Origin of the sequence: Chitinophaga sp., from assembly GCF_017745275.1 — a bacterium.
Lineage (GTDB): Bacteria > Bacteroidota > Bacteroidia > Chitinophagales > Chitinophagaceae > Chitinophaga.
This window is the reverse complement of record NZ_JAGHZS010000005.1, coordinates 294624-311277: the sequence shown is the minus strand read 5'-3', so window position 1 is coordinate 311277 and position 16654 is coordinate 294624. Positions and strand designations below refer to the sequence as shown.

Genomic DNA, 16654 nt, shown 5'->3' with positions numbered 1-16654 from the left:
TAATAGATCGTCGTTATAACAACCTGCTAAAACTTTCGACATGCAAAAAAAGATTGTCATCACCTTCTTACTTTTACAAGGAATACTGTATGCACAACCCAAAATAGCGACACAACTAAAAATAGGTAATAAAATGCCGGATATGTCGTTGGGTAAAATTATCAATTACAAGGATACCGAGATTAGTTACACCGGATTCAAGGGAAAGCTTGTTATACTTGACTTTTGGGCTACCTGGTGCTCTCCTTGTATTAAGACACTGCAGACATTGGACTCCATACAAAAAGAATATGGAGATAAAATCGCCATCATCCCGGTTAATAGTCAATCCTCTACAGGAGAAGACGCTGAAACCGTTAGAAAATTTATCAGTAACAATTCCTGGTTTCAATTGCCCAGTATTGTTGAAGACACCAAATTGAATGCATTATTTCCCCATAGGATGATTCCTCATGATATCTGGATTACCGGAGATGGAACTATTAAAGCCATTACCGGGGGGGACGAAGTTACGCGGGAAAACATTGACAAATTGCTTGCTGATCCGGGATATGAAATGACCGAGAAAATAGATCAAATGGATTTCGACAGAAAAAAACCGTTCCTGGTAAATGGCAATGGCGGTACAGCAGACAACTTTCTATACAGAGTAATTTTCACAAAAGAAATCCCGGGACTCTCCGGGCTACGGGTTGCGAAAGTAGACGACAAACACCAGATCTCTGATTTCCTGTCAATTAACACTGTAGAATTTACCCTATTCTACCCTGCATTATCTATGGCCCGAAATAGCAGAGCAATAGATACCAACAATATTTATATCGATTCTGGCAATACCTCTCACAAAATCACGCACGACGAATTAATTGACTTAAATCAAAGATCAAAAACCTATTGTTACAACGCCAGCCTGCCGGAAGGAATGTCAGACAGCCTGTTCTTTAGAAAATATTACCTGGATGACCTCAACAGATGTCTTAAATGGAAAGGCAGAATTGAGAAGAAAAAAATACCGGCATACGAAATTATAAAAATCAAGAAAAATACCGATGATCTGCTGTTATCTAAAACAGACACAAGCTCACACTACAACTTCGATAAAAATCATGAGATCCTGTTCAATGTAAGAGGCGTTCCATTTACAGATGTAGTAGAACTCTTCCGGTGGTTTCCGGGGCCCCTACCTATTATAAACAATACAGGATATAATTACGAGAGAGTAAATATGGACCTGAATCTAAAATGGGAGCTTGATGGCGCACTAAAAAAACCGCTTGATTATGATGCCGTTCGAAAAATACTGAATCAATATGGACTGGATATTATCAAGGTTCCGGATGGACTGGCAGAAGTCCTTGTACTTTCTGACACCGATAAATAAGTCATACACTTATTCAGCATTAAAAAATAGTACCTAAAGTTTCCTTCTAAGGGGAAACTTTAGCCTTTTATGCAACAAATACGCTGGCTAATTCAATTTGTTCATTGCGTCCAATAAGCAGATCTGCTCTTAACTCCGAAGTAATAATTGTCGATAGCCCAACATGGGCCAAACACTTCTATACTCCCAACGAACTACTACAGGTATTTATACATTTAATATTTGTATTCCCTTCTCATGGGAGAGAACGATATAAAACATAACCAGTTGGAAGACTCGAAATAGTTTCATACTGAATGGCACAGGTATAGTTGCCATTGGGACATAACGCCACCGCTGCAGCGTACCGAACCATTGTCTGATAACGCACGGTCCGCCAAAATGTTGCGTAGAAACCAGCTTTCGCAGCGAAAGCATTTGCCACACCTAAAAAAAGCGAAATGGCTGTGAGTCCAATATGTAGCTTATTCATATGTAAAAGTTAATAGTTAAAATAATGATCAGATACTCATCAATTAAGGAAATCAAGTGAATGAACAACAGCCTCGTTCTTATAAAACGCAATCAGTGATTTATTAACAACCTGCATACTACTAATATACTGACGATCCAGTCTGGGCATATAAAAACTTCCCCTGTAACGTAACGTATCAAGGTCATATATGTCGATAACAGTATTATTGTTGAATATACCTGCGTCTTCATTATCCGCCTTAACCAATGAGTTAACAAAAAGGAACTTCTGACTTATGCATGTCAGGTGATTAATTCGCCGCGCCGGTCCAAGATTCGAATAGGTCACTTTACCTAAGCGTCCGGATTTTAGTACAGGTAAAGTAAATGTATCGATTGTATGCTGTATTCTTATGATATTGAGACCTGTATCAAACAGCATTATCTTATTTCCATAGACAAATGTATAATTAAAAATACCTGTCTTTTTTTCATAATGAAGATTACCTCCGGATATCAGTCCTCCATCACCATACGGGGTATACAGACTTGATTCTTTAACCGGTAAGGAATGCCTGGTATCGCGTAAGCTAAATACCTGGTCTTTTGACTTGTAATCAAGCTGACGAAATAAAAACCTGTCTTCTGATACCGGACAAACATTTGTAAACGCTGTTCCCGTTTTGTAATACACACTCACCTGGTGGGTATATATATTACAACAAATAATCGCAGGAATATTGTAAGCGCAAAAATATATCCAGGGTGCATCAAACCGGGAGAAAAAGTTTTGCTTAATACTATCTTTTAAGCTACCGGGTAAATGAAATAGCACCTCCCCCTTCTTCTTAAATTTACTATCTGTTATTATTACCCTTCCCGGTTCATCTGTTGAAAAGAAAACAGAATCGGACATTCCGCCAATAGGGCCTCCCACGTTGTCTGGCAAACTCTCTCTTTGTGAGGCCCCCGGCCCCCTTTCGATAAACACTCTTTGAAAATGATTAGGGCTTTTATTGGGTCTGTCGGCAATAAACCAAAGGAAACCAATAACAATGACAGAGAGTACTGCGAGGAACAAACTATATAAAAGAATCTTCATACCAGAAATGGCGTTTGAATGTAAGACTCCTCAATCTGCATTGAGGAGTCTTTTAGAACTTATGTTTTCCTTAATCAGAGTGCTTTAAATGCAATTGCACCTGTTGGAGCGCCTGATGCAGTAGTGTATTGTATTGCACATGTAACAGCTCCACCTTTACAAAGAGCATTTACCTGAGACAATGTAACACGAGTGTGGTGAACAACAGTTGTCCAGAAAGTTCTGCCAGTACCGGTTGTTTTAGAAGCAAATGCACTTGCAAAACCAACCAACAGAGCGATAGCGGTAAGGCCTAAAGATACTTTTTTCATATAGCATAATGCTTTTATAATATCAAAAAGCAATAAAAACTAAAATGACACATTTTGATAGAATGCCTACTTTTTTCTACAGGTGTTCAGCGACTTTCCTGTTTACTACGTAGCAAAATATTTAAAGACGATAGTCTAAAATTCTTATAATAAGGTGATTGAAAAATGATTCCAAACAAGGACAAAATGGTGAAAGCAATGTTAAAAATAAGATGTTGCTGCCAACTCAACTGTGATAGTACACCTCCACAAGAACATGGGAGATCATAGCTAAAATGGAGAATAGCATAGATGTAAACGGTAAACAACATCATTAAAAAAAAAGAAGCATAAAATCCCAGCAGGCGGCTACGGCTAAACAATAACAGTGCTACTACCACATACTCCAGCGAAGGAATACCCCAGGAAATGGGAATCGCATATTGGTCTATCAGCGGAGACTTTCCTAATTGTATAACGAAAGTTTGGTAATCAACCAGCTTACTTGTTGCTGCATATGAGAATAATAATATCAGCAATGACGCTATCAATTGTGTGATATTTTTCCTGTTCATACAGATAACTTTTACTGTGGTAATAGAATGAAGCCCATTTCATCCGGCCTTAAGTAATGCATTAGAAAGTAAATCAGGCCGCTGTTCCCCGCCAACAGATCTGCGTTAGGTAATTTAGGACTGTTAATGAGCCAATAGTTTCCATCCTTATGATAATACACGGTGTGCAACAGCACCTCCGCAACCCAGGTTGCCCGCTCTCGCCAAATCTCTTCCCGGAACACCCGGTATGCCTCCAGGTAAACTTCACCCAATCCGGCCATTCCATTACTTACTGCCAATTCCGGCAATATGCCTTTCGACGGAAAGACAGACAAAGTCCTCTCCGCAATCTTTCTAAAGGCCAGATCTCCGGTTACCTCATAAGCTTTTATAAAAATCATTGCCACCCCATAAAATCCATCCTCCAGGGTAAATTCTATATCTTTATTCTCTTTCGATTTGTACCAAAATATCTCTCCATCTTCTTTCTTTGCCTGATTCTCCAACCACTTTAACCCTTTCAATGCCGCATCCAATACTACATTATTCCCGAAACGATGATGCCAATTCAATAAAAACCAAACGATACCGGCAGTTCCACAAGACAACCCTGTCATCTTTTCCTTCTTCTCCTCAATATCACATGAAGCAGATAGCCATGAGCCGTCACGTAACTGGTTGCTGAGAATAAACTGTATATAGGTATCAAAGCAACCATTAACAAAATCTTTTTCCAGGTATGGCATACTATGTAACAAGGCGATGCCTTGCCCTGCTGCTCCGGAAGCGATATCGCAGCTCACTGGACTTTTATTCAGACATCCTTTCAAATAAGCAAGATGCTCTTTATCAGCCGTTAATATCCCCGCCGCAAACAACTTACTGATCGCCATAGCAATACCTCCCGCTCCGTTATACAATCCAGGAGGTAATTCAGGTAAAATATTCAGAAAATGCTGTTGCAGATAGCGCCAGTTCTTCTCTATCACCTCCAGGCAGGAATCAATATTGAATCCCATCCTTCCTGCAAGGGCCAATAAATACAATGGACCACTAATTCCTTCCCGGATTCCCATATAATAAGCCCGCTGGCTCCGGCGATTCCCTACATTCCGCTCCGCTTCTGCATAAACAGAGGACCATCCTCCCTCAGCAGTAAGCATCAAAGGATTAGACAAGCCTTTTAAAGCTCCATTAATGAACACTTCATAATCAGTTACATCGTCAGTTAATAAAATTGGATCCCGCAAAGTCAAGTCTGATTTAAAATCAGTCATAACCTTGTTTATTTCGCTTAACGAAGGCCTTAACTTCGGATCAATACTCAGACAATTGGCAATAGTTGCAGCCAGCCTTTTATGTCCTGTAAAAAACAACATATTTCTATACAGTGAAGTAGAGTCTTCCACATCGAAAGTAGACGGCCGGAAACCAGTAAATGAAACCACTAATAGAGCACCAAGACTATATACATCCTGTTCAAAAGTTGGTGCCGCAGAATTAGCCTGTTCTGGTGACATTGAGCCGGGTGTTCCAAGTCTAAAAGCCGGATCCGGTTTTGCTTTATTAATATTATAGGCCAGCTCCATATCAATCAGAAATACCTTTCCCTTCCTGTCTACTAAAAAATTAGCAACGGTAACATCCCGATGTATATACCCTTTACTATGAAGTAAAATAAGTACGCTTATAATCTGTAACAAATAATCAATGCTTTTTAGCTTCACGGCTTCACTCACTCCCTGCCAACTATTTCCACCATACAATAACGATTGAATTACATCTAAGGTCACGCCATCAATAAATTCCATTACGAGATAACTATCATTGTTACTATAGAAATGATCTATAATGCGTGGTAACGGTAGCTCATCACTCAGATCCGTATGTAATTCAAATTGCCAGTTAATTCGATCAATCATATCTCTGCCGCCATCATCAGAGCACATACCCATTTTCCCCTCTTTTATAATGCACCAACGCGGGTTAAACCATTGACTGATATTGATGCCCTTTATCACACGGCCTTTTACATCGGGCTTTATAAAAATGTAAGGAAGATATTTACCTTTAAAAATCCGTCGGATTTTTGTCGCCACCGGTTTTGCTAATTCAGAAAAAGGCCAGTAGACACCTTTAGGCAATACAAATGGAATGTTATAAGGATCTTTAATTCGTTCTCCGCTCTTCCCGTGCATATAGTTTTCCACTTTGCCATTGGCATCTACCAACATCTCCGTTCTAAAACCTCCATAGCGAACATAAACTACAGCCCCCAAATGAATATCTGTAGGTACAGCTGGCCCCTTAAAAGAGGCCGTCAGTGTAATAAGCTGACGCGCCAACTGCAGCGCAGCCCTATCATTATCTATATAAATTGTTATTACTTTTCCAAGCCGCTCATATCCCAATGCACCATCCACTAACTGATCTTTTGTTATATCGTCCGATGGTATTTTATAGGGTAATTTATGCTCCGCTAAAAACGGATACACTATTTCAAACAATTTCAAAAACTGCACTTTGATCACTGATAAATGAAATATCCATCCTTTTACATTCTCAGGCACACCCACTCTGAGAAAATTTTCATCGCTTGTATAAGCAATACCATTCATTTCCAACAATCCCTGATAATCTGCAATACCCGCCGGGATCACAAGCAAAGGCTTTCCATTGGAATCACGACTATCATTCCGCTCCTGAGTTATTACTTCATGCTGCTTATCCATATTAAAACAGATTTTTCATTAGACATGCCGCTCCCTTACGCCCATCATTACAGGCATGGACGCAAGTATGATCATTGCCATCACGGCAAAACAATCAACTTATTGATATCAGAACAGGAAATACAATATTGTCAGATCAGTAGCTGATCTATTGAACGCTTCGTTGGCATAAACACGTTATTTCGAGGGTACTTCAAATATTTAACAGGAAATAATTGATTGTTTAAAATCGGGTTCTAAGGGATTAAACTCCGTGCTTTCGTTCCTTCTCCTACAAATATCAAAACTTAATCTTAAAATAATGTTCAAAAACGCGAATATAAAAACCTACAATATTTCGCCTTTATCCGTTTTCTTCCCTTCATTTCTTTGCCTGTACTCTCTCGGTGAACAATGCTGAATTTTCCGGAACACAAAAGAGAAATAATTCGTTCCCGCAAACCCCACGTGGTAGGCGATCGCCGTAATCGGCATGTCGCTGCTTTTCAGTAGATCTGCTGCCAGTTTTACACGCAACTGCTCTATATACTCTTTGGCCTTGACACCGAAACTGGCCTTAAAGCCCTTCTCAAAACTACGCAGGTTCATGCCGGCTTTGCGGCTTAAAAATTGCATTTTAAGTGGCAGGTGATAGTTTTCCTGTATAAACTTTTCAATCTCTTTAAACCGTTCCTGCTGATCTTCTATCCTCAAACGGCCTTTATCGCTTGTTTCCAGCGATGCAAAATAGCTTACCAGTAAGTCGTTGATTCTTGCCTGCAGGAATATCTGTTTAGCCGGACCTGTTAAATTACTGTTCCGGATGGCATCCAGGATCTTACGCTCCTCAACACCAATTTTAAACACTGGCAACACATTGGCGGCAGTTACCTGCTGTTGCTGCGCGGCATACAATTCCTGGAAGTTAATATGTTGCCCTGCAAAGGATTCCAGGAAAGAGGCAGAAAAAGAAAAGTAAACGGTATGATGCTCTTCTTCGGCCAGGAACATGTTGCCGGCCAGGTGAGGTGGAATATAATAAAATCCATACCTGCCCTTGGGCAATGAAAAATTACCAAAGCCAGGCAGCTCATACACAGCCCTTCCCCTCAGCGTACATATCAATGCCACCATCGGTTTGCTGGCGGAAAAATTCAGCGTTACCGGGTGCCGGATGGAAAAATTCAACCATCCCATCACCCAATGAGGACTACGTACTTCCTGGGCAGCAAAACAACCAAATCCTCCTTCTGTATAGGTTACAAATGCACCTCTTAAAGCATTATGCTGGTAATGCACAGGTAACAAAGGTGAGGATTCGGTCGTTGCTTCAGACTTGGTTGATAACAAAAATCTTATTGTTGCAGGATAGTCATCAATAATCATTTTCATAGTAAATTTAGTGGGTGAGACAAACAGCACGCGGCTGGCACAGGTGCGTTTCCCGGTCAAATGCGCTACAGTGTTGCAACGCATTCTTGTAAATTAGAATGTACTACTGCGGCTATTTGGCGATAATAAAAACTTAACATTGGAACTCCCTGCATAAAAAAATGCCGGCCCTAAGGCCGGCATGTCTGCAAAACACTTTATCGACAAATACTCTATACGGCAGTGATCCACCAGGTATTGCCAAACGGATCCTTCACACCACCGGAACGGCCGTACGACTGATCCGCCACCGGCATCACTACTGTAGCTCCTGCATCCAATGCTTTCTGAAAAGTAGCATCTGCATCTTCTACATAAATATACAAACCCGCATTTTCTGTTCCCCAGTTTTCACTGCTCTGCCCAAACATAATAGTGGCATCGCCGATCCGGATCTCTCCATGTCGCAGTGTACGCTGATCTTCCTGGTAGCCGCGGTAACGCTCTTCCGCATCAAATACTGCTTTGGTGAAATCGAAAAAAGCTACTGCATTTTGCAGGATCAGGTAAGGTATCACGCGCTGATGTCCTTCAGGTAATTTCATAATAACAAAATTTTAAGGTGATATTGCAACACAAAGATGAAGAAGGTCAAGCGCTTAAAATTGGAAAAAACCGACATTATTCCCGCCACGCCGTAGCCGCAGAACGACCAGAAAAAAACTGTTTGGGATGTAACCCGGAAAAGGATTTGAAGTCACTGATAAAATGCGACTGATCATAATACCCGCACTCCAGCGCAATACTACCTAAGCTCAGGTCATCCCGTTTGTAAAAAGAAGTAGCTGCCTGAAAACGAATAATACGCGAAAACAACCGGGGCGTTAAGCCTGCATATTGCTTAAACTGCCGCTCAAATTGCCGCTCCGACAGGTAATATTGCTTCGACAACTCTGAAATAGGAATCGCCGGTTGGTGATGAATAATATGCCGGATAGCTGCAAACACAGGTGGTTCTGCATCATAATGGCGAGCCATCCGTTGCTCCGTAAAGCGGCAGATAATACGGCAACGTTCTGCATGACTTTTAGCTTCTGCTATCTCCGCTTCCAGCTGTAAGCCGGCGCTTTTCAACAAATAACTCAATTCAGCAGTTGCATTGGTAAGCTCAGAAGCAGGCATCGAAAAAAGTAAAGGAATCGCCTGCGGATAAAAGTATACCCCGAAAATACCGAAGCCGGCATCAATGGTATATTTGCGCAGGACATGCGTAGCCCCGTGCAAACCGGCCGTGAAAGAAGTAGTCCGGCTGCCGTTGTTTTCTATCTCATCAAAACATCCCCGGTAATGAAACAACATTTCCACACAGGCATCCGCCATGTTATGGTGGGTATATCCATTCTCTCCTTCCATGACCCAGAAAAACCGGATCACATGCGCGAGGTGAGCAGGTGGTGGAAGTGTTGCGTAGTACATACCTAAATTTACAACCTTTTAATCAATATAATCCGTACGCGCCTGCCCGGATTCTGTATGTTTTCCTGGTGCAAAAAGGTCGAAATAATACAGGCCGTCTTTTGCGTAGAGCAACTGCTGCTCCTTCAGCCGGTCCTTAAACCCGTCAAAATTCCGCTGCGCGGGCGCTGTCCACGCAGCTTCGGCTACTGCGGCAATACGGGGGAATAAAAGAAAGTCAAGACGCTGGTTGCTATGTACCGTTTCGGTCCAGACGCAAGCCTGCACGCCGAGTATCAACGACTCATGCCCTGCTATAGCTGGCAGGTCAGCAGCCGTAAAATTATAAACAGCCGACAAATTATTCAGCTCTCCATTCTTCCAGCGACGCCCGATTTTATGGCTGCTGTCCTGCACAAAATCAAGGTAAAAAGGCAACCGCGGACATAATACCACGGAATATCCCTTGCCCAGCGCCATCGCCAGGCTCTCCGGCTTGTCCTGCCGCCACCAGCATACAATGGTGCGGTTGGCGGGCAGGTTACTGGTAGCAATTTCATCCCAGGCCAATACGCGGTTATGCAATGCTAATACGGTGTCGGCCATACGCTGAATAAAATAGTCTTCCACCTGCTTACGTGTTTGTAAGCCATGGGCGGCCTTTAATCGTATCACACCACTATCCGTGTCCCATCCGGCGTTGCCGAAAGTCACTTCATCGCCACCAATATGTATCATCTTTGCAGGAAAAAGTTGAGCCGTTTCCGTTAGGATATCTGCCAGGTATTGATAAGTACCTTCTTTGCCAGGGTTAAAAGTAAATTGCGGGTAATGCGACGTACCGCCTCCATCAAACGCCGGATACGCACGATTTGCAGCAGCGGCATGTCCGGGCATATCTATTTCCGGGATGATCTCAATATTACGTGCCTGCGCATAGGCCACTATTTCCCGGATATCATCCTGGGTATAGTAAGCTGCCGGCGCCTTCGGGTCTTTGATATTACCAATGCCACCTACAGTGGTTAATAGAGGATATTTCTTTATCTCCAGCCGCCAGCCAGGCACATCAGTGAGGTGCCAGTGGAAACGGTTCAACTTGTAAAATGCCATCCAGTTGAGTATAGACTTTACTTTCTCTTTACCAAAGAAAAAGCGCGACTCATCCAGCATCACTCCACGCCAGCCATATTGCGGGGCATCACTGATATTCCAGCAGGGAACTGCCAGCGTTTTACCTGCAGGCGCCACGGTGGTTAGTTGTAACAGGGAAATAACACCATTGAACATCCCTTCCCGTTGCGCTGCTGTAATGACTGCTGTGCCGGTGTTCATTGTAAGCGTATAGGCTTCAGCGTTATTATCTGTTTTCCCTTTTTTTAGCAAGATGGAACCCTTTTTGTTACCACCCCCTACGGATACACGGAGCTGATACCGGCGCCATAGCTCCTCCTGCAGATACATAGCCACCGGGCGCAAGGCGGCATCTTCCACCCGGATGGTGGTTTGTGCATTCATCATAAACGTGCCGGTGCCTGGCACTGCCTTCACCGGGAGGGGAATCACCGGGCAGCGCTGCTGCGCAGCCAGCGAAGACATTATAAAAGAAAAAACAATCAATAACGGGTAACGCTTCATATGTTGCGCTGTTTTTAAAACCATCTGCTATAAACAAGTTCGCCACGCCACGCTAAATCGAGGCGTGGCGTGGCGAACAAAATAATAAATTATACTCAGTACTTCGTCATATTAAATTTGTTATCCGCCGTGATAGTAAGGTGGTGTTCAGAAAACCATTCTGCAAAACGTCGCCATTTATCATTGTTAGCTAACTCCCAATGATTGAAAGCCACTTTATCACCTTCACTTAACAGCCAATAGTTATAGGCTTCCAGGTGGCCAGCTGCTTTCACCTCCCGCTGAAAATCAAATAAAACAACAGGTGTTTTCTGTTGATGCCCAAGCTGTTCATATGCCTGCAGGAAGCGATCACGGGTACGGCTCAATGAAGCCAGGTCAACACTGTGCTCTCCCGCCAGTGCAACCGCCAACGTAGGCTCATAAACACCGGTACCAAAAGGCACTTTTATTTGTTTCAAGGCTGCCATCAAGGCTTCCGGGCCGGAATCAACGTTATAGGTAATGTTAATATTCCTGTTTTTAGAGAAGCTGACAGCAATGCCTGTATCTCCGGAAAATGTGATCTGTGATTTATAGGTATCAAATAACAGCTTACTTATTTCCGCCGTACGAGCCGTATTCGGCTCCAGGTTCATAAATATCTCCCCATACATCACTCCCCATACTTTCTCGTTTGTAACCAAACAAAACAGGGTGGCAGCACGGTAATAGTTCGAAGGAAACATAGGAGCTGCTTCTATCCCCTTCTCGAAAAAATTCAATGCTTTACCATAATCCTTTACTTTCATCTCCATCACACCGCGCTCCAGGTATAGGTTACCGGCTTCAGGAAACTCTTTTATTCCCTCTTCGTAGGTTTTAATCGCCTGCTTTGGATCTCCGGAATCATCATAGGTATTCCCTAACAGCTGATACACATTAGGCCCCAGGTTTCTGTCATCCCTTAATTTCTTTAACAAATTGCGGGCTGCCTTGTAGTCCTTCATCATATACAGCGCATAACTTTTCTCATAACGGATATTGTTATTATCCGGATCCAGCATCATGGCTTCCTCCAATAAAGGGATAGACTCTGCCGCTTTACCGTCGTCCATCAGCTTTACCGCTTCAGTTACTTTTTCTCTGGCTTTTTCTGCATTGGTTTGAGCACTGGCCTGCATTACACCAATACTGCTACAAAGAAGGAATAGGGAAAGGTATCGTTTCATATATAGGTATTTAAGTGAAAGGGCAAAAGCTGAAAGCAGAAAGCAAAAAGCCATTGCCCCGGAGATATTCGCGAAAATAGCTTTTTGCTTTATGCTTTCCGCTTTCTGCTTCTTATTTTCTACAGGTCAATGCCCTTATCCCACAACTCAGCGGAAAATCGTTTGCCATCAACATATCCAGCCGCACATTTGCTTCAAATTATTCTGTATGCAAAGCTTACCTGTTTTATTGATCAGCAGCGCACTCTTTATCCGCTCCCTGTTTGGCGATACCAGCGAATTTAAGCTGGTAAAGCAGACCAAGGCGATAACGCTGTATGAACGGTGGATTCCGGGAGCCGGTGGTGAAAACGTAAGAGAAATAAAAGCGGTATTTCTCGTCAAAGCCGGCGTACCTGCGGTCATCGGCCTCTTCAAGGACCAATCCCGCGGCATGCAATGGAACACCAATGCCAGCGATTATAAAATTGCAGCCCAGGCAGACGAACAACATTGGGTTACTTATATCCGCTACAATATCCCCTGGCCCATGGACGACCAGGACTGCTGCCTGCTTTACCAGTACCGCCACCCGTCCGGCGCCGGCAATACTGCGGAAGTGATCTTTGAAAGTACCGCCGACAGCCGCTTTCCGCTGCCGGACAAAACCACCCGCATCACGGGCACCCGGGGCAAATGGATCATGGAACCGGTCGCTGGCGGACAAATGAAAATTACCTATATGGTGACCACCGACCGAAGTAAAAAAGTACCCCGCTGGGTATCTGATCCAATTATTCACGATAACCTGTTCAAAACAATGACCCGGTTCAAAGACCTGTTGGAAAAATAATGATTATGTCAACACCTGCTTATACACTGATCACCGGCGCCAGCTCCGGGCTTGGCAAAGAGTTCGCCATCCAATGCGCCAGGAAGGGCATGAATATCATTCTCATCGCCCTGCCGGGAGGTAACCTGTCCTCCATCGCACACAACCTGGAACTGGAATACCAAGTGAGCGTTAAAGTATTTGAATTCGACCTGTCAGATAGTGAGATACTAAAACAACAACTGCATATCATCACGGAGCAATATGCTATTAATTTTCTCATCAACAACGCCGGCGTGGGTGGTACTTCTTCCATTACCCATACCTCACTGAAACGGATAGATGATATTATCATGCTCAACGTAAGAAGTACCGTATTGCTTACGCACCTGCTGATACCTCACCTGTTGAAGCACCCACAGAGCTATATCATGAATATCGCCAGCATGGCGGCTTTTACGCCCATCGCATATAAAACGGTATACCCGGCTTCCAAAGCCTTCATCTCTTCTTTCTTCCTCGGATTAAAAGAAGAATTGACCGGTACAGGCGTATCCGTCAGCGTAGTATACCCCGGTCCTATTATGACCAATTCCCATACCTCCCGCCGTATTATCAGCCAGGGACGCAAAGGAAAAATGGGCCTGCTGCCTACCCCCGAAATTGCCCGGATTGCCCTCAAAGGCACGCTGGCAAAACATCCGGTGATCATACCCGGACTGATGAATAAGGTGAATCACCTGCTCATGCAACTGCTGCCACTATCCCTCAAAATGCGGATCGTGTCGCGGGAAGTAAAGAAAGAAATACCATTTGCATTATCTGTTTAAGACATATGAAAAAAGTACTGATTACCGGCGCTAATGGCTTCCTTGGCTCCAACCTCACCCGGGAATTATACCGGCTGGGATACGATATCCGGATCATTGTGCGCCCTAACGCCGATCTGAAAGGTATTGCCGACATCCCCTGTGAAGTTTTCTTTGGCCAGATTGATAATATCGAACATGTACTCAATGCGGTTAAAGGCTGTGATATCGTGATCCATGCAGCGTGTATCACGGAACAATGGGGCATTTCCTTTGAAGAATATGAGAAAGTGAATTTCATCGCCACCCGGCATATTACCGCTGCCTGCCTGGCATACCAGGTACAACAGTTTATTTATGTAAGCACCGCCAATACTATTGCCCCGGGTAACAAACAAAATCCAGGCAATGAACTCAACGGATTTACCTTGTTCAACGCCAACTCCGGCTATATCAACAGTAAATACCTCGCCCAGCAATATGTGCTGGAGCAGGTAGCTGCCAAACAATTACCAGCCGTAGTTGTTAATCCCACTTTTATGATAGGACCCAACGATGTGAAACCCAGTTCCGGGAAACTTATCCTCTATGGCCTGAAACACCGGCTGTTGTTCTATCCTCCCGGTGGCAAAAATTTCGTGCATATCAAAGATGTATGCCGCGGTATTATCAACGCCATCGAAAAAGGAAAAACCGGTGACTGCTACCTGCTGGCTGGCCAAAACCTCTCCTATGGCGAGTTTTTCAGGCTATTGAGAAAGATCTCCGGGAAACGGCAACTACTGATCCGGATCCCCAGGTTCGTGTTGAAATTTGCCGGTATGATCGGGTCACTGCCGGGCATCTCCGGAAAACTAAATTATAGCACCGCATATATGCTATGCCTGGATAATTACTATTCCGGTAAAAAGTCAGAGCGGGAATTACACTTGCAATATACCCCGGTAGAAACCGCCGTTTCCGGCGCATTCACGTGGTTTAAGGAAAATAACTACATTTAGTATTATACAAACGAGGAATGAATTTTCAGGAAAACGAAAAATTATTTTCAAGTAAAGTATTTCTGTATCTATCCAGGATACTGATTTTGTACACTTTCAGTACCATCTTCAAATCCTTCGATCATACCTTCACTACCGGGTTACAGATGATGGATTTAAGGGGACAGGTGTTCAGCATTTTCTATGTCATATTCGGGCTCATCGCCTGGGAAGGTGCCACCTGGCTGGCCCGGACGGTAGAGAAAAAAACACAGCAACGAAAACCCGCCAGCCGCCTGGTATTCCTCTGTAGCAGCCAGGTGGGCTATGGCATGCTGGTAGCCTTCGCTTTCGGCTTCTGCTACGGCGTGGCCGACATTGTACTGTTTCACCGCTATGAAGCCTGGGAAAGCTTCCGTCACTTCAGCTACGACCTGAACTTCGGTATCTTCATGTTTTACCTGCTGATACTAACATTCAATGGCATCATTTTTTACTACTCTGAATGGAAAGAATACCAACTTCAAACAGAGCGACTCATGCGCGAAAATATCCAGGCCCGTTATGATGCCTTGCGAAACCAGATAGACCCACACTTCTTTTTTAATTCACTCAGTGTACTCACCAACCTGGTATACAAAAGCCCTGATTTGTCGGCCGACTATATCACACAACTGGCCAAAACTTATCGATATATATTAGATAAAAAATTTGAGAACCTGGTACCGGTACAAACAGAACTGGACTTCCTCGACTCCTATCTTTTCCTGATACGCATCCGCCACCAGCAAAGCATTCAGTTTGCAAGCGATATATCAGAAAAAGTAAAAGCAAAAGGGATGATACCACCGGTAACCCTACAAATGCTCATAGAAAACGCGATCAAACATAACCGGTTTTCCGCACAGGATCCGCTGTTGATCACTATCAAAAGCGAAGGCAATTCGCTGATCGTTTCCAATCATATCCGACCCAAGGCCAGTCCCGAAATATCTTCTGGTATAGGCCTCGAAAATATTCAGAAACGATATGCCCTGATCAGCAACAACAACCTGGAAATTTACCAGGAAAATGAAATGTTTATTGTAAAACTACCCATTATTACAGCGTCATGAAAATAGTAATTTTTGAAGATGAGATGCACAACGCCGAGCGGCTTACACAATTATTGCACAAGTGTAACCCCGACATGGAAGTAGTAGCGGTGCTTGAATCTGTAGAAGAGGGATTGAAATGGCTGGAACAAAAACAGCCGGTAGATCTCATGCTGATGGATATACAATTGTCAGATGGCAACTGCTTTGAATTATTCAATAAAACGAAAGTCCGCACACCTATTATTTTCACCACAGCCTACGATGGCTTTGCGTTACAAGCATTCAAGGTAAATAGCATCGACTATTTAATGAAGCCTATTGACCTGGAAGAATTAAGGAATGCCCTGAAAAAATATGAACAGTTCAGGCCCGCCAATAATTATACCGTAGATATCAGTAAACTGGCAGAAGAATTCCTGCGTCGCGACAGCACCCGATTTATTGGACGCATCAATAACCAGCTCATTTACGTCAAAGCAAAAGATATTGCCTGGCTGCAATTTGCGAAAGGTACTACCTGGGCCACCACCAGCAACAACCAGCGGGTACCGCTGGACTATTCCCTGGACCAGATAGAAAAGTTACTGGATAAGAATCAGTTCTTTCGTATTAACCGGCAATTTATTATTCATATAGATGCCATCAAGAAAATCACCACTTACTACAATAGCAGATTAATTCTTCAATTAGCACCCGATGTTGATACTGATGTTATTATTAGCCGTGAAAGGGTTACGGAATTCAAAAGCTGGCTCGAAGGAGCAGAAAGCTGAAAGCAGAAAGCAAAA

The 16654-nt window shown here is 43.4% G+C and carries 15 protein-coding genes; 6 read left to right on the top strand and 9 right to left on the bottom strand.

Annotated elements, in window-relative coordinates; translation table 11 throughout:
• Nucleotides 1-40: 40 nt before the first annotated feature.
• Complete coding sequence (locus J7623_RS16275) at nt 41-1381, top strand: TlpA disulfide reductase family protein (RefSeq protein ID WP_291922232.1); 1341 nt, start codon at nt 41-43, stop codon at nt 1379-1381.
• 511 nt (nt 1382-1892) lie between these two features.
• Here J7623_RS16275 and J7623_RS16270 read toward each other — a convergent pair.
• The 9 genes from J7623_RS16270 to J7623_RS16230 all read right to left on the bottom strand — a co-directional run bounded on the left by J7623_RS16270 (nt 1893) and on the right by J7623_RS16230 (nt 12169).
• Nucleotides 1893-2936 (bottom strand): hypothetical protein, encoded by a 1044-nt coding sequence (locus J7623_RS16270; RefSeq protein ID WP_291922229.1) that lies wholly within the window; start codon nt 2934-2936, stop codon nt 1893-1895.
• Nucleotides 2937-3010: 74 nt separating this feature from the next.
• The gene (locus J7623_RS16265; RefSeq protein WP_291922226.1) at nt 3011-3247 is read right to left on the bottom strand and encodes a hypothetical protein; all 237 of its coding nucleotides are present in this window, start codon (nt 3245-3247) and stop codon (nt 3011-3013) included.
• Between the two features lie 86 nt (nt 3248-3333).
• Entirely contained in the window at nt 3334-3801 is a 468-nt protein-coding gene (locus tag J7623_RS16260; protein ID WP_291922223.1) for a MauE/DoxX family redox-associated membrane protein, read from the bottom strand.
• A gap of 11 nt (nt 3802-3812) precedes the next feature.
• Nucleotides 3813-6515, bottom strand: coding sequence for a lanthionine synthetase LanC family protein (locus tag J7623_RS16255; RefSeq protein ID WP_291922220.1), 2703 nt, complete (start codon nt 6513-6515; stop codon nt 3813-3815).
• A 327-nt stretch (nt 6516-6842) separates the two neighbouring features.
• Nucleotides 6843-7886 carry an AraC family transcriptional regulator gene (locus J7623_RS16250; RefSeq protein ID WP_291922217.1) on the bottom strand — a complete coding sequence of 348 codons (1044 nt, stop codon included), beginning with the start codon at nt 7884-7886 and terminating at the stop codon, nt 6843-6845.
• 212 nt (nt 7887-8098) lie between these two features.
• Nucleotides 8099-8470 carry a VOC family protein gene (locus tag J7623_RS16245; RefSeq protein ID WP_291922213.1) on the bottom strand — a complete coding sequence of 124 codons (372 nt, stop codon included), beginning with the start codon at nt 8468-8470 and terminating at the stop codon, nt 8099-8101.
• 76 nt (nt 8471-8546) lie between these two features.
• Nucleotides 8547-9341 carry a helix-turn-helix transcriptional regulator gene (locus tag J7623_RS16240; protein WP_291922210.1) on the bottom strand — a complete coding sequence of 265 codons (795 nt, stop codon included), beginning with the start codon at nt 9339-9341 and terminating at the stop codon, nt 8547-8549.
• Between the two features lie 18 nt (nt 9342-9359).
• Nucleotides 9360-10958, bottom strand: a complete 1599-nt coding sequence (locus J7623_RS16235) for a beta-N-acetylhexosaminidase (protein WP_291922206.1) — start codon at nt 10956-10958, stop codon at nt 9360-9362.
• A 95-nt stretch (nt 10959-11053) separates the two neighbouring features.
• Complete coding sequence (locus J7623_RS16230) at nt 11054-12169, bottom strand: tetratricopeptide repeat protein (RefSeq protein ID WP_291922204.1); 1116 nt, start codon at nt 12167-12169, stop codon at nt 11054-11056.
• Nucleotides 12170-12377: 208 nt separating this feature from the next.
• Between J7623_RS16230 and J7623_RS16225 the strand changes: the two genes are divergently transcribed.
• The 5 genes from J7623_RS16225 to J7623_RS16205 are packed head-to-tail and all read left to right on the top strand — an operon-like array spanning nt 12378 to nt 16639.
• Entirely contained in the window at nt 12378-13001 is a 624-nt protein-coding gene (locus J7623_RS16225) for an START domain-containing protein (protein WP_291922202.1), read from the top strand.
• A 5-nt stretch (nt 13002-13006) separates the two neighbouring features.
• Nucleotides 13007-13810, top strand: a complete 804-nt coding sequence (locus J7623_RS16220) for an SDR family NAD(P)-dependent oxidoreductase (protein WP_291922199.1) — start codon at nt 13007-13009, stop codon at nt 13808-13810.
• Between the two features lie 5 nt (nt 13811-13815).
• Nucleotides 13816-14790, top strand: coding sequence for an NAD-dependent epimerase/dehydratase family protein (locus J7623_RS16215; RefSeq protein ID WP_291922197.1), 975 nt, complete (start codon nt 13816-13818; stop codon nt 14788-14790).
• Nucleotides 14791-14807: 17 nt separating this feature from the next.
• Nucleotides 14808-15884, top strand: coding sequence for a sensor histidine kinase (locus J7623_RS16210; protein ID WP_291922194.1), 1077 nt, complete (start codon nt 14808-14810; stop codon nt 15882-15884).
• Nucleotides 15881-16639, top strand: coding sequence for a LytTR family DNA-binding domain-containing protein (locus tag J7623_RS16205; RefSeq protein ID WP_291922192.1), 759 nt, complete (start codon nt 15881-15883; stop codon nt 16637-16639). Before J7623_RS16210 ends, J7623_RS16205 begins: the two co-directional genes overlap by 4 nt.
• Nucleotides 16640-16654 lie beyond the last annotated feature (15 nt).

Bases quoted from the DNA above. Each gene is read 5' to 3' on its own strand.
- J7623_RS16275 (WP_291922232.1), top strand. From the start codon at position 41: ATGCAAAAAAAGATTGTCATCACCTTCTTACTTTTACAAGGAATACTG.
- J7623_RS16270 (WP_291922229.1), bottom strand. From the start codon at position 2,936: ATGAAGATTCTTTTATATAGTTTGTTCCTCGCAGTACTCTCTGTCATT.
- J7623_RS16265 (WP_291922226.1), bottom strand. From the start codon at position 3,247: ATGAAAAAAGTATCTTTAGGCCTTACCGCTATCGCTCTGTTGGTTGGT.
- J7623_RS16260 (WP_291922223.1), bottom strand. From the start codon at position 3,801: ATGAACAGGAAAAATATCACACAATTGATAGCGTCATTGCTGATATTA.
- J7623_RS16255 (WP_291922220.1), bottom strand. From the start codon at position 6,515: ATGGATAAGCAGCATGAAGTAATAACTCAGGAGCGGAATGATAGTCGT.
- J7623_RS16250 (WP_291922217.1), bottom strand. From the start codon at position 7,886: ATGAAAATGATTATTGATGACTATCCTGCAACAATAAGATTTTTGTTA.
- J7623_RS16245 (WP_291922213.1), bottom strand. From the start codon at position 8,470: ATGAAATTACCTGAAGGACATCAGCGCGTGATACCTTACCTGATCCTG.
- J7623_RS16240 (WP_291922210.1), bottom strand. From the start codon at position 9,341: ATGTACTACGCAACACTTCCACCACCTGCTCACCTCGCGCATGTGATC.
- J7623_RS16235 (WP_291922206.1), bottom strand. From the start codon at position 10,958: ATGAAGCGTTACCCGTTATTGATTGTTTTTTCTTTTATAATGTCTTCG.
- J7623_RS16230 (WP_291922204.1), bottom strand. From the start codon at position 12,169: ATGAAACGATACCTTTCCCTATTCCTTCTTTGTAGCAGTATTGGTGTA.
- J7623_RS16225 (WP_291922202.1), top strand. From the start codon at position 12,378: ATGCAAAGCTTACCTGTTTTATTGATCAGCAGCGCACTCTTTATCCGC.
- J7623_RS16220 (WP_291922199.1), top strand. From the start codon at position 13,007: ATGTCAACACCTGCTTATACACTGATCACCGGCGCCAGCTCCGGGCTT.
- J7623_RS16215 (WP_291922197.1), top strand. From the start codon at position 13,816: ATGAAAAAAGTACTGATTACCGGCGCTAATGGCTTCCTTGGCTCCAAC.
- J7623_RS16210 (WP_291922194.1), top strand. From the start codon at position 14,808: ATGAATTTTCAGGAAAACGAAAAATTATTTTCAAGTAAAGTATTTCTG.
- J7623_RS16205 (WP_291922192.1), top strand. From the start codon at position 15,881: ATGAAAATAGTAATTTTTGAAGATGAGATGCACAACGCCGAGCGGCTT.